The sequence below is a fragment of the Halomicrobium sp. HArcht3-1 genome, from assembly GCF_058933345.1.
Genome location: NZ_JBZYDM010000009.1, coordinates 105,665 through 120,540 on the forward strand (window position 1 = coordinate 105,665; position 14,876 = coordinate 120,540).

Annotated in this window: 14 protein-coding genes; 7 read left to right on the forward strand and 7 right to left on the reverse strand. The window is 65.2% G+C overall.

All coding sequences use genetic code 11. The features are described 5' to 3' along the window. Positions 1–32 precede the first annotated feature (32 nt). Positions 33–743, forward strand: coding sequence for an SDR family oxidoreductase (locus tag AC5FRW_RS15270; protein WP_493569326.1), 711 nt, complete (start codon positions 33–35; stop codon positions 741–743). Between the two features lie 315 nt (positions 744–1,058). Here AC5FRW_RS15270 and AC5FRW_RS15275 read toward each other — a convergent pair whose 3' ends face one another. Further along, a complete protein-coding gene (locus AC5FRW_RS15275) occupies positions 1,059–1,577 on the reverse strand; it encodes a diadenylate cyclase (RefSeq protein WP_493569327.1) in 519 nt (172 codons plus the stop codon). 83 nt (positions 1,578–1,660) lie between these two features. Continuing rightward, entirely contained in the window at positions 1,661–1,891 is a 231-nt protein-coding gene (locus AC5FRW_RS15280) for a hypothetical protein (protein WP_493569328.1), read from the reverse strand. A 167-nt stretch (positions 1,892–2,058) separates the two neighbouring features. Here AC5FRW_RS15280 and AC5FRW_RS15285 point away from each other — a divergent pair, with 167 nt between their 5' ends. Next, positions 2,059–3,396, forward strand: coding sequence for a sodium-dependent transporter (locus AC5FRW_RS15285; protein WP_493569329.1), 1,338 nt, complete (start codon positions 2,059–2,061; stop codon positions 3,394–3,396). Between the two features lie 13 nt (positions 3,397–3,409). Here the strand turns inward: AC5FRW_RS15285 and AC5FRW_RS15290 are convergent, their stop codons facing one another. Continuing rightward, positions 3,410–4,036, reverse strand: a complete 627-nt coding sequence (locus AC5FRW_RS15290) for a uracil-DNA glycosylase family protein (RefSeq protein ID WP_493569330.1) — start codon at positions 4,034–4,036, stop codon at positions 3,410–3,412. An 82-nt stretch (positions 4,037–4,118) separates the two neighbouring features. On the opposite strand from AC5FRW_RS15290, the gene AC5FRW_RS15295 reads away from it, so the two are divergent. Together AC5FRW_RS15295 and AC5FRW_RS15300 are read left to right on the forward strand one after the other, a co-directional pair. Further along, entirely contained in the window at positions 4,119–5,429 is a 1,311-nt protein-coding gene (locus tag AC5FRW_RS15295; RefSeq protein ID WP_493569331.1) for an outer membrane protein assembly factor BamB family protein, read from the forward strand. A gap of 73 nt (positions 5,430–5,502) precedes the next feature. Continuing rightward, positions 5,503–7,053, forward strand: coding sequence for an acyl-CoA carboxylase subunit beta (locus AC5FRW_RS15300; RefSeq protein ID WP_493569332.1), 1,551 nt, complete (start codon positions 5,503–5,505; stop codon positions 7,051–7,053). Positions 7,054–7,060: 7 nt separating this feature from the next. Here AC5FRW_RS15300 and AC5FRW_RS15305 read toward each other — a convergent pair whose 3' ends face one another. Further along, complete coding sequence (locus AC5FRW_RS15305; protein WP_493569333.1) at positions 7,061–8,239, reverse strand: ABC transporter substrate-binding protein; 1,179 nt, start codon at positions 8,237–8,239, stop codon at positions 7,061–7,063. Positions 8,240–8,392: 153 nt separating this feature from the next. On the opposite strand from AC5FRW_RS15305, the gene AC5FRW_RS15310 reads away from it, so the two are divergent. The 3 genes from AC5FRW_RS15310 to AC5FRW_RS15320 all read left to right on the forward strand — a co-directional run bounded on the left by AC5FRW_RS15310 (position 8,393) and on the right by AC5FRW_RS15320 (position 12,034). Continuing rightward, entirely contained in the window at positions 8,393–10,237 is a 1,845-nt protein-coding gene (locus tag AC5FRW_RS15310; RefSeq protein ID WP_493569334.1) for an acetyl-CoA carboxylase biotin carboxylase subunit, read from the forward strand. Between the two features lie 121 nt (positions 10,238–10,358). Beyond that, positions 10,359–10,976: a DUF6517 family protein gene (locus AC5FRW_RS15315; RefSeq protein ID WP_493569335.1), complete on the forward strand. Its 618-nt coding sequence runs from the start codon at positions 10,359–10,361 to the stop codon at positions 10,974–10,976. 125 nt (positions 10,977–11,101) lie between these two features. Further along, on the forward strand, positions 11,102–12,034 hold the full coding sequence (locus AC5FRW_RS15320; RefSeq protein ID WP_493569336.1) for a biotin--[acetyl-CoA-carboxylase] ligase: 933 nt from the start codon (positions 11,102–11,104) through the stop codon (positions 12,032–12,034). 33 nt (positions 12,035–12,067) lie between these two features. On the opposite strand, the gene AC5FRW_RS15325 is transcribed toward AC5FRW_RS15320, so the two are convergent. From AC5FRW_RS15325 to AC5FRW_RS15335, 3 genes are read right to left on the reverse strand one after another with little or no spacing between them, the layout of a single operon-like run. Next, a complete protein-coding gene (locus AC5FRW_RS15325) occupies positions 12,068–12,511 on the reverse strand; it encodes a universal stress protein (RefSeq protein WP_493569337.1) in 444 nt (147 codons plus the stop codon). A gap of 32 nt (positions 12,512–12,543) precedes the next feature. Next, positions 12,544–13,581 (reverse strand): amidohydrolase family protein, encoded by a 1,038-nt coding sequence (locus AC5FRW_RS15330; protein WP_493569338.1) that lies wholly within the window; start codon positions 13,579–13,581, stop codon positions 12,544–12,546. A gap of 20 nt (positions 13,582–13,601) precedes the next feature. After that, entirely contained in the window at positions 13,602–14,825 is a 1,224-nt protein-coding gene (locus AC5FRW_RS15335) for an HD domain-containing protein (protein WP_493569339.1), read from the reverse strand. Between the last annotated feature and the right edge of the window lie 51 nt (positions 14,826–14,876).

Sequence of the window (14,876 nt, forward strand, 5' to 3'; positions counted from 1 at the left end):
CATTTATCTTCGTCCGTGACGATTGCTCACGTATGTCGGTGAGTTTCGACTTCGACGGTCGCGTGGTACTGGTCACGGGCGTCGGCGGCGCACTGGGCGGCGCTATCGCACGGGCGTTCGACGAGGCCGGTGCGACGGTCTGTGGGGCGGACATCGTCACACCCGACAGCGAGGACTTCTTGCTGTCCGAGACGGGCCGAATTGACTTCTACGAGGGCGACTTTACCGACGAGACCGCAGTCGCAGAGACGATCGATCGCATCGTCGACGACCACGGTCGCCTCGATCACCTCTGTAACGTCGCCGGCACCTGGCGCGGCGGTGACCCGATCCACGAGACCGACGTGGACACGTTCGATTTCCTGTTCGACGTGAATCTCAAGACGATGTTCCTCGCATCGAAACACGCACTCCCGCACCTCCAACAGACGGAAGGATCGATCGTCTCGATCTCTGCTCGTTCCTCGCTAGAGGGTGGGTCCGGTGACGGAATCTACCGGGCGACGAAAGCCGGCGTTCGGCTCTTGACCGAGACCATCGCCGAGGAAAACGAGGGGGTCGTCCGCGCCAACGCCGTCATGCCAAGCGTCATCGACACGCCGATGAACCGCGAGATGATGCCGGACGCGGACTTCGAGCAGTGGGTCGACCCGGCCGACATCGCGACGATGATCGTGTTCCTCTGTTCGGACGCCGCGTCGGTGACGAGCGGGGCTGCCGTGCCGGTGTATGGTGAGGCATGATTGAGGCAGCGAGCCGTCTCGTCGGCGAGAACTCAATCATGGCGAGTGAGGCATGATCTGCCCACTGAGCGGTTTCATCCGTGACGAGCGGAGCGTGGCGACTGAGGCATGATTGAGGCAACGAACCGTCTCGTCGGTGAGAACTCAATCATGGCGAGTGAGGCATGATCGAACCAAGAGCGGTCTCGTCAGCGAGTAATCGATCATGGCGAGTGAGGCATGATCGAATCAACGAGTGGTCTCATCAGCGGGCACGAGCGTATGGAACCGTACAGTGCGCCACGAGGCGCGTCTCGTGGGCTAACGGGCGTGCTGCTAGCCGCCCTCCAGCGAACCCTCGTCGTCGGATCGTAACGCGCCGTCGACGAAGACGGAGACGCGTCCGTCTTCTTCACTCAGCGTGACGGTCGCGACGACGCTTGGCCGGACCGAGGCCTCGACCGCACTCATGTGTCGGGTCCCCATCCAGTCGTCGTAGTGTACCTGGGGATGGGGCCGTCCGTCGTCCGACCGCAAGTCGTGGAGTCGGACCATCTGTTCGTCGATGGTCCCGTCGGTGCGGACGATGACCGCTCCGTCGCGGGTCGTGCCGACCGTCTTTGCCGTCTCGACGAACGCATCGAACGCGTCGCTGACGCTCGAACATCGCTCGACCGGCCAGCGGTTCGCTCCCATCGGATCGGTGTAGGTCGACACTTCGCCCTCGACGAGCAGAAAGTACAGCCCGGGACCACGGACGTGTCGTTCGCCCCAGCGGTCGAAGTCCTCGCTGACACGGTCGGCGGCGTCGACGATCGATGCCAGTACTTCGTCGGCCAACTGTCGCGGTTCCATCACACCCAGTTCGCTCCGTCGTGGTATAAATCGGATGGCCGAAAAGGCTCGCTACCGGCCATTTAGTGGCGTTTAACGAAGGATTACTCGATTTCGGTCGTCGCTTTGTTCCCGGATTTCTTCTCTTTGATCTGATCGACGACTGTGTCCATCGAATCTCGCTGCTGGGCGATCGTCACGCCGACGAGGGCACCGACCGCACCGCCGGTGCTCGCGAGGTTCCGACTCCACAGTGCGCCGACAGCGGCGCCGATCGCCGCACCAGTTGCCGCGTATTTCGACCGTCGGAGGATTCTGTTCAGACGACTTCGCATAGGTACTGTATCACTCGCGATCCTGATAAGTGTGTTTCCCGACCCCTCCATCGCTCTGTCTGTCATGTCGTTACAGCCGAAATATTTACGTTTCCAGCCTTCTATCCCGTAACTTGGATGTTTTCCCGAAGGTGTTTTGACGGTCAATACTGAAGTGGGGGCTATCGATGAGTGATCGTGCAACGTGGGCGTCGCGGCTGGGCTTTCTGCTCGCCGCAATCGGGAGTGCAGTCGGTCTCGGGAACATCTGGCAGTTCCCGTTCAAGACCGCGACAAACGGCGGTGCCGTATTTCTCGTGTTCTATCTGGTGGCCGTCGTCTTGATCGGTTTCCCGGCGATGCTCGCCGAGTTCGTCCTCGGCCGCCGGACACACCGGAACGCTATCGACGCGTTCGACCAGCTCGGCCATCGACAGTGGCGGCTCGTCGGCGCGCTCGGTATCGCGACCGGATTCTGGATCCTCTCGTACTACAACGTCGTCGGCGGGTGGATCATCCGCTACACCATCGGGAGCGCGACTGGGGCGTACTTCGATGCCCCGGCGGAATACTTCGGTGCTGTCTCGGCTGGCCCCGAGGCCGTACTCGCACAGGCGGTGTTCGTCGCTATCGTGGTCGGAATCGTCGCACTGGGCGTCGAAGACGGTATCGAGCGGGCGACGAAAGTGATGGTCCCCAGTATCGTCGTCATGATGCTCGCACTCGCAGTGTGGGCTGTCACACTCCCCGGTGGAACCGCCGGCTACGAGTACTTCCTCTCGCCGGATCTGGCGACGCTTTCGGCCAACGCGACCGACGTGATCCCCTTCGCCGTCGGGCAGGCCTTTTTCACGCTCTCGCTGGGGATGGCGATCATGATAACCTACTCGTCGTACATCGGCGAGGACGACGATCTGGCAATCGACGGTGGGGTCATCGTGGTCTCGAACACTCTTATCGGCGTCCTCGCGGGTCTCGTCGTCTTTCCGATCCTCTTTTCCAACGGGATCGATCCGGCGACTGAAGGCCCGTCGGCGCTGTTCGTCGCCGTCGCGAGCGGGTTCGCCGAAGTACCGGGCGGGCGACTCCTCGGGGTCGTCTTCTTCGGTGTCGTCCTGATCGCCGCACTCTCCTCGGCGATTAGCCTGCTGGAGGTCGTCGTCGCCTACGCGACCGACAACTACGACGTCTCACGGACCAGTCTCGCTGCCGTCGGCGGGTTCGGGCTGTTCGTCCTCGGACTGCCCTCCGCGTGGAAGACGGCGTGGCTGGGCTGGTTCGACTCGCTGGCCTATCAGCTATTCTTGCCCCTGTCGGTCCTGTTCGTGATGGTGTTCGTCGGCTGGGTGATCGGCGACGAAGCGCTGGCAGAGATTCGGGAAGGAACGCACGGCAGCGGGGGATTCAGTATCGCATGGCTCTGGACCGTCCGTACGATCGTCTTGCTCGGTGTCCTGCTGACGCTCGGGCTCGGGATTCAGACGCTGTTCCTCGGTCCCGACCCGGGGATCGTCCCGCCGATCTAGATTTTCCGCGCAATTACCGCACTAGATACGGATCGTCGTTCGGAAGGAAGCGCCCGAGATCGGCCTCACGCCGGTAGTCGGAGGCCAGCAGTGCTTCGAGCGCCTGCACGAGTCGTTGCTCGTCGTCGCCCGCCCACTCGGTCGGCTCTTTGATCGGGTAGACCAGCCAGCCGGCACCGACGACTTCGGTGGCGTGGCGCTCGTCCATGTCGATATCGTCGGTCGATTCGGCCGTCGCGATCGAGAAGACGTGTCTCGTCGCGCGCTCGCCCACTGGCAGGAGGACGTGGGCGGTGATCGCCCGCAGTTCGGAGTCGAAGAGCGGTTCGAGGTCGGCGTAGGAATCCTCGCTGGGCGTCCCGTCGGCGACGCACATGTGGAGATACGAGAAGTAGGTCTGGTCGACAGTGGGTGGGGTCCCCGCTTCCGAGAGCAGACCGCCGGCGACGAGTGCGCGCTGGAGGCGGTCGCCGGCCTCACTGTCGGTAAAGGGGATGCCCGACTCGATACCACCGTGGACGCCCGGGTGGTCGCCGACGACGTGGAAGTGGGCGTTGGCGTCGCCGTAGCCCGCGACGAAGCGATCACAGTCCGGCTCGAAGCCGAAGGGGTTGTCCGGTCGGTCTGCGACGTTTTTCACGGGCGAGAGGATGCGAGGGGCGAACTTTACTCCGACGATTCGTCCACAAGGCGTATGCCCGAAGCACACGCCTGTCCCCCTGATGCCCTCCAGACGTGCAGTCCTCGGTACGCTCGCGGCCGGCGGCCTCGCCGGTGCCGTGGGCCTTATCGTCGCGGACGACTCGGCGCCGCAACCGATCCCCGACGCCACGCCCGGCCCCGACGACTGGCCTGCTGCCGGCTACGATCGGCGCAACACCCGCCACAACGCCGCGGCGTCGATGCCCCGCTCGGAGCCGACGCCCCGGTGGTCGGCGGACTTCGACGCCTGTCACACGCCGTTCGTGCGCGGGACGCGGGTCGTCCTCAACGCCGGCCAGCGGACGGCCGGGTTCCGCGCCACCGACGGCGAGCGCGTCTGGCGCTCGGAGTCGAAGCCGTGGGGGTTCGAGACGCCGACGCTCGGTCCGGAACGTGCGTACGTGACGGGCGTCGACTGCGCCTTCGGCGTCGACCTCGACAGCGGGGAGGCGTCGTGGCACGGTCGCCCCTGCTGGGGCGCGAACACGAAGAGCGGCACCATCGCGAACGGCCGCCTCTACCTGCAGTATGGCGGCTACTTCTCGGCGCTCGATGCGACTGGGCAGGTCACGTGGGCCAGCCAGCACGACGCGCGCGGCTCCCCGGCGATCCTCGACGAGACGGCCTACGTCGCCACGGCGTTCACCGTCGAGGCCGTCGACCTGACCGCCACCGTTCGGGAGTGGCCCTGGGAAGACGGGGACGACGAACCGGCTCACGCCGAACGCGAGGCCGCCACCGTGTGGTCGGTCCCCGGCGAATCGAGGATCACCGGCCCGCGCTTCTATCGAAGCCCGGCCGTCCACGAGGAGACAGTCTACGCCACCGCCGAGCGCGAGGACGACCCGGGTGGGGAACTCCGCGCGCTTGACCGCGCGAGCGGCGAGGAGCGCTGGGTCGTCGCGTCGCCGCCACGCCGTCGTGTGGGCGAGGACCCTCGCGACGCGCCCGACCCGATAACGCGGCCGACCGCGCCGGTCGTGACCGACGACCTCGTCGTCACGTCGCTGGGTGATCGCGTCCTCCGGGCGTTCACACACGAGGGGGACAGTGAGTGGACGACGCCACTCGATCACTCGGTCACCGAACTGGCCGCCGCGGGCGAGACGCTCGTCGCCGTCACCCACGACCGGAGCATCGATCTCAAGGGACCGGGCCACGCGACGCTGGCCGCCTTCGATCTGCAGACGGGCGAACGGCGCTGGTCGTGGTCGATCGAGCACCACATCGAGGGGCTGGCACTGGCCGGCGGGACGATCTACACGACCCGCGGGATCGACCGACAGCGCGACGAGGATCTCGTCGGCCAGCGCCTGCTCGCACTGGGGTAGTCCCGCAAAGGTTTTTCTGCCGGTCGGTGTCTATGCTACCCATGACCAGCATCGCTGCGGGCGGTGGTGTCGCGTGACCCACGAGGACCGCGTCGAGGACCTGCGCGAGCGCAAGCGCGAGGCCGAACTGGGCGGCGGCGAGGACCGCATCGAGTCCCAGCACGAGAAGGGAAAGCTCACCGCACGCGAGCGGATCGACTACTTCCTCGACGACGACACCTTCGTCGAGATCGACACCCTGCGGGAACACCGGTCGACGAACTTCGACATGGACGAGAAACGGGTTCCGGGCGACGGCGTCGTGACGGGCTACGGCGAGGTCGACGGCCGGAAGACGTTCGTCTTCGCCCACGACTTCACCGTCTTCGGTGGCTCGCTGGGCGAGGCCTTTGCCCAGAAGGTCTGTAAGGTGATGGACAAGGCAATCGAGACCGGCTGTCCAATCATCGGGCTGAACGACTCCGCTGGCGCGCGCATTCAGGAGGGGATCGACTCGCTGGCGGGCTACGCCGACATCTTCCATCGCAATCAACAGGCAAGCGGCGTCGTCCCGCAGATTTCGGCGATCATGGGTCCTTGCGCCGGTGGCGCGGTGTACTCCCCGTCGATCACGGACTTCGTGTGCATGGTCGAGGGGACCAGCCACATGTTCATCACCGGCCCGGACGTGATCGAGACGGTCACCGGCGAAGAAGTCGGCTTCGACGAACTCGGTGGGGCCAAGACCCACGCGGGCGAGTCAGGCGTCGCCCACCTCACCGCGGCCGACGAGAAGGCGGCGATGGACGACATCCGTTACATGCTGTCGTATCTCCCCCAGAACAACGTCGAGGACCCGCCCCGCGTCGACCCCTGGGACGACCGTGACCGCCGGAACGAGGACCTGCTCGACGTGGTGCCCGACGCCCCACAGAAGCCCTACGACATGGTCCGAGTCATCGACGGCGTCGTCGACGAGGGGTCGTACTTCGAGGTCGCCGAGTCGTTCGCCCGCAATATCACGATGGGGTTTGCCCGACTCGACGGCCACTCGATCGGGGTCGTCGGGAATCAACCGCGGGTCAACGCCGGGACGCTGGACATCGACGCCTCGCGCAAAGCGGCGCGGTTCGTCCGCTTCTGTGACGCGTTCAACATCCCCATCCTCACCTTCGTCGACGTGCCCGGGTTCATGCCCGGCAAGGATCAAGAGCGCAACGCCATCATCAACCACGGCGCGAAACTCCTCTACGCCTACAGCGAGGCGACGGTGCCGCTGCTGACGGTCATCACACGCAAGGCCTACGGCGGTGCCTACGACGTGATGGCCTCCAAGCACATCGGCGCGGACGTGAACTACGCGTGGCCGACCGCCGAGATCGCCGTCATGGGGCCACAGGGCGCGGTCAACGTCCTCTACGACGACGAACTCGACGCCGCCGAGGACGTGGAAGCGCGCCGGCAGGAACTGATCGACGAGTACCGCGACGCCTTCGCGAATCCCTACACTGCCGCCGAGCGGGGCTTCGTCGACGACGTGCTCGAACCGCAGGACACCCGGCCACGGCTCATCGACGATCTGGAGACGCTACAGGGCAAACGCAAGCAACAGCCAGAACGAAAACACGGCAACATCCCGCTGTAATCGCTCGCTACCTGTCGAGGACGGCGATCATCTCGTCGGTGGTCTCTTCGACGTCCCAGTGATCGAGGAACTCCGCGATAGCCGACTTCAGGTCGACGAGCGTCATCGGCGTCACGCTCAGGCCGTGCGTGATCGACTGGGGCTGTTCGCGAGCGCGGTCTAGCTGTCGTTTCTGGGACTGGGAGAACTCGCTGAACCCGTCCATCGATACGTCGACTCTGGCCGGCAGCGATCCCTTCTTTTTGTTGAACGGCTCCTGTGCCTCCGGCGATCCCGCGAAGGTCAGGAACTCAGCGAGCGCGTCCGGGTCCGCGTCGACGTGTGGAATCACCGCGTCCATGACGACACCGAACTGATCTTCGGTCCCGGGGAACGGAATGCGTTCCCAGTCGCGTTCGAAGGTAAAGCCGTCCGTGTCCGAGAAGACGCCGGCCGCCCAGTCGCCCTGTGCATAGACCGGGGCAGTTCCGTCGATGAACTGTTGGTTCGCATCGGTCATGGCGTGGTACAGCGAATCGTCGTCGGCGAGGTCGGCGAATTCGACGACGTGTTCGAGCGCCCGACTGATCGCGCGTCGATTCGCCGCCGCCTTCCCGTTCGTGATCGCCTCGAAGGTCGAGATGTCTTCGAACCCGAGCAACGTCACCTCCCACAACTGCAACACCGTAAATGGGTCAGCCATCGGGAGCAAGAACGCCGGACCGTCACCGTCGATCCGTCGCAATAGCTCGATGAGTTCGCCCGGGTCAGCGGCTCGCTGTGGGTCGATACCGGCCGATTCGATAGCCTCCGTGTGGAGGTAGAGGTCGTTGTATCGGTGGACGGCGAGTGGGACCGTTCGGAACGCGCCGTTGATCTTCGAGACATCGACCGCCGCGTCGAGGAAATGTTGCTTCAGTCCGGCCGACTCCCAGACGTTCGAGATGTCCGCGACGACACCCACATCCGAGTAGGTCTGGACCTCGCCCGGCCACCCGGTCCACAGGTCCGGCGGGTCCTCGTCGAGAATGCGCCCTTTGACTTCGAGTCGCATATTCTCGTAGTGGGTCGTGTTCAATGTAATGGAGCTGTTGCTTTTGCGGAACTGCTCTGTGAACGACTCGAGTGCGGCAGCACCGTCTCCACCGACGTAGTGGTGAACGAGTTCGATTTCCTTCGCCCGGCGATCCTGAAGGCTACTGGACATTACCTCCTGCTTTCGTACTGTCGTGCTTAAGTGTTTGCCTGAAATTTTCTCACATGGTAATCGGCGGCTGCCGCGATCTGTCGCCGTTCGCACTGCAGCCTGAAACGTGTGACTCCGCATAGTTTTATGATGGGGTCGTTGGTACTGGGAGATATGTTCGATAAGGTTCTTGTCGCCAACCGCGGGGAGATCGCGGTCCGCGTCATGCGGGCCTGCGAGGAACTGGGGGTTGGAACCGTCGCTGTCTATTCAGATGCTGATAAGCACTCGGGCCACGTTCGCTACGCAGACGAGGCGTACAACATCGGCCCAGCGCGGGCGGCAGACTCATACAACGACGGCGAGACCGTGATCGAGGCGGCTCGGAAGGCCGACGCCGACGCCATCCATCCCGGATACGGATTCATGGCCGAGAACGCCGACTTCGCGGCCCGCGTCGAGGAGACCGACGGCATCACGTGGATCGGGCCGTCCTCGGGCGCGATGGAGCGACTCGGCGAGAAGACCCACGCACGGACGGTGATGCGTGACGCCGACGTGCCCATCGTTCCTGGCACCACCGAGTCCATCGACGAAGCCCAGCAGGTCGTCGAGTTCGGTGAGGAGCACGGCTTTCCCGTCCTCATCAAGGCGGAGGGTGGCGGTGGTGGGATGGGCCAGAAGATCGTCCGCAGCGCGGACGAGGCCGAAGAACAGCTCGAAACCGCACAGCGCGAGGGGGAGGCGTACTTCTCGAACGCGTCGGTGTATCTCGAACGGTTCCTCGACAACGCCCGCCACGTCGAGGTCCAGATCCTCGCGGACAAGCACGGCAACGTCCGCCACCTCGGCGAACGTGACTGCTCGCTCCAGCGCCGCCAGCAGAAGGTCATCGAGGAGGGACCAAGCCCCGCGCTGACCGACGACCTCCGGGAGCAGATCGCCGAGGCCGCCCGCAGAGGTGCCGACGCCGGTGACTACTACAACGCCGGTACCTTCGAATTCCTCGTCGAGGACGAGGAGCGCAACGACGACGGCCTGCTCGACGCCGACACCGACTTCTTCTTCCTCGAAGTCAACACCCGCATTCAGGTCGAACACACGGTCACGGAGGAACTGACGGGTATCGACATCGTCAAGTGGCAGATCCGGGTCGCCGCCGGCGAGGAACTCACCTTCGCACAGGATGACGTGGCACTCGACGGCCACGCCATGGAGTTCCGAATCAACGCCGAGAACGCCGCCAACGATTTCCAGCCCGCGACCGGCGGCTCGTTCGACCTCTACGATCCACCCGGCGGGATCGGTGTCCGGGTCGACGACGCCCCGCGGCAGGGCGACGACCTCGTGACCGACTACGATTCGATGATCGCGAAGCTGATCACGCACGGCGACGACCGCACGGAGTGTATCGCTCGTGGGAAACGAGCGCTGGCCGACTACCACATCGAGGGGTTCCCGACGATCATCCCCTTCCATCGCATGATGCTCACCGACGAGCCGTTCTTGGAGGGGCGACACACCACGAAGTACCTCGACGACGACGTCGGCCCCGAGCGCATCGACGCGGCACAGGAACGCTGGGGCACCGAGCCGGCCGAACCGAGCGGGGACGACGAGGAGGTCACCGAACGGGAGTTCACCGTCGAGGTCAACGGCAAACGCTTCGACGTGGAACTGGAAGAACGCGGCGCACCGCCGATCAACGTCGGGGACATCGACGCCGACGACGGCGGGAATCGACCGCAGCGGCCCGGCGACAGTGGCTCGTCGTCCGATGGCGCCAGTGGCGGTACGAGCGCCGAAGGCGACGAAGTCACCGCCGAGATGCAAGGGACGATCCTCGAAGTCAACGTCGCAGAGGGCGACGAGGTCGAGTCCGGCGACGTACTCTGCGTGCTCGAAGCGATGAAAATGGAGAACGACATCGTCGCCGAACGCGGCGGCACGGTCACGCAGGTCGCGATCGGCGAAGGCGAGTCGGTCGACATGGGCGATCTGCTGTTCGTCGTCGGATAGTCCCGGCGTCAGCCGAGGCTTCGTGCCGTCGTGGTGTGTGCGGAATATTCCCTCACCATCATGTCGGGAAATAATTTTCGACGACCGATAGACTCATGGCTGATAGCCAGACAGTACACACATGATCAGACGAACGACACTCGTTGCCATCCTTCTGGTGGCGATGATGGCCCTGAGTGGCTGCTCGGTTATCACTGGTGACGGTGCCAGTTACGTTTCTGAGGACGTGAGCATCGAGGAAGCCACGGTCTCCGGGACGAACTTCACGCTCGAACGGTCCGAGTGGCAGAACCGCTCGCGGGACGTCGAGATCGCCGGCGAGCAGCGGACGATCAACGTCTCGACGCAGGTCAAAGCCTACACCTGGGGTGAGCAACAGGGTGCCTTCGCCGTCCTCGCGACGCCCACAGTCGAGGTCGCCGGACAGGGGATGAATCCGGTCGCGGATATGTCCAACGAAGAACTGATCCGGCAGCTACAGAGTGGGTTCGAGGGACAGGGCGAGATCACGAATCTCGAACAGACGGAGACCTACACCGTCAACGCGAGCAGCGAGGACCGGAACGTCACCGTGTTCTCGGCGACCGCAAAGCGAGACGGCACACAGCGTCAGATCCTGATCCACGTGACGAAGTTCGTCGACGGCAGCGACATCGTGGTCGGTGCGGCAGTCCACGTCGAGGGCGACGACGCGGTCCGAACGGACACGGAGACGATGTTCGAAGGGATCGCTCACTGAGCGTTCCGACGACGACGCTTTTCTGACTGCTGTGACGATCCGTCCGGGCGCGAGACATCGGTCACCGAGTGCAGCGACCCGCTGGAGGCGGAGACGTTTTGCCCGTCGCTGTCGACCGGTCGTCCATGCAGGCAACACGCGAGCGGATTCTCGACGCGCTCGATGCCGGCCCGACCACAGGGCCAGCGATGGCAGATCGGCTGGACATCTCCCGTGCGGCCGTCTGGAAGCACATCGAGCAACTCCGCGAGGAGGGGTTCGTGATCGAGAGCGCAGGTGACGGCTACGAACTCGTCTCGATTCCCTCGTTCGGAGCCAGTGCCGTCGAGTACGGTCTCAACGCACCGTTTTCGATCGAGTACCACGACAGCATCGACAGCACGAACCGACGCGCTCGCGAACTCGCGACCGACGGCGAGTCCGACGTGGTCGTGCTGGCGGACGAACAGACCGGCGGCCGCGGGCGACTCGACCGCGCGTGGTCCTCGCCCAGTGGCGGCGTCTGGCTCTCGCTGGTCTGCCGGCCGGCCGTGCCGCTGGCTCACGCGCCCGCGTTCACGCTCGCCGCGGCCGTCGCAGTCACGCGTGCCGCACGCGAGGCCGGCGTCGACGCCCGGATCAAGTGGCCAAACGACGTGGTCGTCGGCGAGGAGGAACGAAAGCTGGCCGGTATCCTCACCGAAGTCGAGGGCGAGGCCGACCGCGTGGACTGGACCGTCGTCGGCATCGGTAGCAACGTCAACGTCGACCCAGCGGCGCTGCCCGGGGATGTCGACGCGACGAGCGTGCAGGCCGAAGTCGGCCCGATCGATCGCCGGGTGTACACCCAGCGGCTGCTGGAGACGTTCGACGAGCTACGAGCCGACCCCGACCAGATCGTCGACGCGTGGGTCGAGCACGCGACGACGCTCGGCAAGACCGTGCGCGTCGAGACACCGGGGGGAATCGTCGAGGGCGAGGCCGTCGATGTGACCTTCCCCGGAGCGCTCGTCGTCGATACGGGGACCGAAGAAGTGACCATCACCGCCGGCGACTGTGACCACTTGCGACCGGCGTGATGACCCGCCGCCCGACGCTGCCAGATCCGGCACTCACGCGGGCACGGCGTCGTCGACGTGGACTGTCAGGACGGGGACCGGCGACCGTCTGACGACGTGTTCGGCGACGCTGCCAAGCAGGAGTCGGTCGATCCCGCCGCGGCCGTGCGTGCCCATGACGATCAGGTCACAGTCGCTCTCGGCGGCGTGACCGACGATTTCGCGTTCGGGACTCCCCTCTAGCATCGTATGCTCGACGGTCGTCTCGGGCGAACAGATGCGTTCTGCGGCCTCGATCGCCAGTTCTCCCTCTTCGTTGAGCAGGCCTCGAATACCCTCGACGGACGCATCGACCGGGATCGTCGTCATGCCGGACGTGTTGACCACGTACAGCAGTTCGATCGTGGCGTCGTCTCTGCGCGCGATCTCGTCGGCGTGTTCGATGACCCGCTCCATGCCAGCAGACCCGTCCGTCGGCAGGAGCAGGTGGTCGTACATTGGTCTGTGCTAACAGTTCACTGGGTGGGCGCTTAAGCGTTACTCGCGTAGTAGACCCGCTCGATGTCGTCGACGCCGGCCCGGCGAACGATGGCCCGGACTGGCTCGCGCGCTCCTGCGAGGTTGTCAGAATCACCATCCAGCACCAGCAGGTCCGCGTCCCGCCCCTGCTCGATCAGGCCGCAGTTCAGGCCGGCAATCGCCGCGCCGTTGACCGTCGCCATCCGTAACACCTCGGTGGCGGGCACGTCCGAGAGCTTCGCCGCCCACTCCATCTCGCGAAACATCGACGGGCTGTTGGTCATGACGTTGTCCGTCCCGAGTGCAACCGTCGTCCGCTCGACGAGGTCGTCGATCGGCGGCCGACCGACGTTCGTGACGACGTTCGAGCGCGGGCAGACGACCACCGGCACCTCGCTGTCGGCGAGTCGGTCGAGGTGGAGGCCCTCGGCGTGGACCATATGGACGAGGAAATCGGGGTCCAGATCCAGCGCGGGGTTGATGTCGCTTTCGTCGACCTCACCTGCGTGGATGCCAAAGAGCTTCTCCGCTTGTGCCGTCGCGTTGCGCTCGCGGCTGAAATCGCCGTCGTTTGCTCCGCTGGCTCCGAACCCGTCGCTCGCTTCCATCGCGTCGGTCGTCTCCCGGCCGAGGACCACACTCTCGACCGGCGAACCGGTCATCGCGGTCTCGATGGCGTCGACACCCTCGACGCCGCCCTCGCGGAACTCCACGAAGGCGGCCGTGCCCGCCCGTTCCATGAAGCTGATCGTCCGCTCCATCCCGGCGACGAGGTCTTCGCGACTTGCCTGTCGGAGCAGTCGATGTTTCAGTCCGTCCGGCGGTGCGACGAGTTCTTCGAGCGTGAGGCCGCCGCCCGCCTCCTTGGCGATGGAGTCGCCGATGTGCGTGTGGGCGTTGACGAACGCCGGGACGATCCAGCGAGACGTGTCGACAGCGGTCTCCTCGATCGTCGTGATGACACCGTTTTCGACGACGATGCGCCCCTCGATCGGTTCGAACTCACGGCCCCGGAAGATCGTCCCCGAAATGATCGTCTGGTCGCTCATAGGTCCCTCACTCGCTTGCCTCAGTTGAATTCATCGAGTGTCGCATGGATGCCCGGACGCACGTCGCGGACGAGCGCCCCGTCCAGTTCCAGTCCCAGCACGCGGATCGCGGCCTCGCCGACGCGGTCAGAGACGGCCTCGGGTGCGTAGACGCCGAGTCGCCACTGGTCGTGCTGGGCCGCCCTGAGGGCACTGACCAGCGTCGACTGCGCGCCGAGTTCGCGGCTGTCGCCGTTGACGACGACGCGACTGGACGACTCTGTCATCGACGGCTCGCCGGGGATGTCGAGGAGGACGGCGTCGGTGTCGACGTTCGCCTCGTCGGCGATCGCGCGCTCGTGCTCCTGAACGGACGCGTGGTCCATCGACAGCAGTTCAGCCGGGACAGCGGCCATCTCCGCCCAGACGGCGCGTTTGTACAGGTCTCGTTCGGTGAGGCGGCGCGCGTACTCGGTCGTCTCGTCGGTCCTGCGCAGCGTCACCAGCAGATCGTCGTCGTTCCAGCGCCGGAGCCGCTCGGGGTCCGTCTCCGTCTCCGCGAGCAGGCGTTCGGTCGCACGCCGGAGCATCGTCTTGGCGATCCGAGCGACGTGGTGTTTGTAGACGGTGGGGTTCATCAGCGCCCGCGCCAGCAGGAGCGACTCGGCGGTCTGGACGTTCCCCTCGTCGAGGACGAGGTCGCCGTCGACGAATCGAAGTTCCCGGACGAGTCGCTCGTGGTCGATGGTGCCGTAGGGGACGCCAGTGTGGTGGGCGTCGCGCACGAGGTAGTCCATCCGGTCCACGTCGAGTTCGCCAGACACCAACTGTCCGAGTTCACCGTCACCGGCGACGAGATCGGCGACTGCATCGGGGTTCAGCCCGTGGTCGGTCAGTACTCGTGCGACCTCGCCACGGTCCAGCAGGTCGTGGACGTCGTCGTGGTACTTCCCCGTCTCGCGGTGGATGACCTGCTCGACGTTGTGGCTGTACGGCGAGTGGCCCACGTCGTGCAAGAGCGCGGCGGCCCGGACGCGCTCGGCTTGCTGGCCCTCGATGCCGAGGTGTGTCAGCGCCTCGTCGGCGAGGTGGTACACGCCCAGCGAGTGCTCGAAGCGCGTGTGGTTCGCCGACGGGTACACCAGCGTCACCGTCCCGAGCTGTTTGATGTGACGGAGTCGCTGGACGAGCGGGGTGTCGAGCAGCGCCTCGGCCACACCCTCGACGGCGATGTGGTCGTGGACGCTGTCCTTGATCGTCGTCATCGGTTCGTGCTTGGTCGCGTCCCGGCATAAGACTGGGCCTCGACCGTGCCA

Bases quoted from the DNA above. Each gene is read 5' to 3' on its own strand.
- AC5FRW_RS15305 (WP_493569333.1), bottom strand. From the start codon at position 8,239: ATGTCCAGTAGCCTTCAGGATCGCCGGGCGAAGGAAATCGAACTCGTT.
- AC5FRW_RS15325 (WP_493569337.1), bottom strand. From the start codon at position 12,511: ATGTACGACCACCTGCTCCTGCCGACGGACGGGTCTGCTGGCATGGAG.
- AC5FRW_RS15295 (WP_493569331.1), top strand. From the start codon at position 4,119: ATGCCCTCCAGACGTGCAGTCCTCGGTACGCTCGCGGCCGGCGGCCTC.
- AC5FRW_RS15315 (WP_493569335.1), top strand. From the start codon at position 10,359: ATGATCAGACGAACGACACTCGTTGCCATCCTTCTGGTGGCGATGATG.
- AC5FRW_RS15280 (WP_493569328.1), bottom strand. From the start codon at position 1,891: ATGCGAAGTCGTCTGAACAGAATCCTCCGACGGTCGAAATACGCGGCA.
- AC5FRW_RS15270 (WP_493569326.1), top strand. From the start codon at position 33: ATGTCGGTGAGTTTCGACTTCGACGGTCGCGTGGTACTGGTCACGGGC.
- AC5FRW_RS15310 (WP_493569334.1), top strand. From the start codon at position 8,393: ATGTTCGATAAGGTTCTTGTCGCCAACCGCGGGGAGATCGCGGTCCGC.
- AC5FRW_RS15320 (WP_493569336.1), top strand. From the start codon at position 11,102: ATGCAGGCAACACGCGAGCGGATTCTCGACGCGCTCGATGCCGGCCCG.
- AC5FRW_RS15330 (WP_493569338.1), bottom strand. From the start codon at position 13,581: ATGAGCGACCAGACGATCATTTCGGGGACGATCTTCCGGGGCCGTGAG.
- AC5FRW_RS15335 (WP_493569339.1), bottom strand. From the start codon at position 14,825: ATGACGACGATCAAGGACAGCGTCCACGACCACATCGCCGTCGAGGGT.
- AC5FRW_RS15275 (WP_493569327.1), bottom strand. From the start codon at position 1,577: ATGGAACCGCGACAGTTGGCCGACGAAGTACTGGCATCGATCGTCGAC.
- AC5FRW_RS15285 (WP_493569329.1), top strand. From the start codon at position 2,059: ATGAGTGATCGTGCAACGTGGGCGTCGCGGCTGGGCTTTCTGCTCGCC.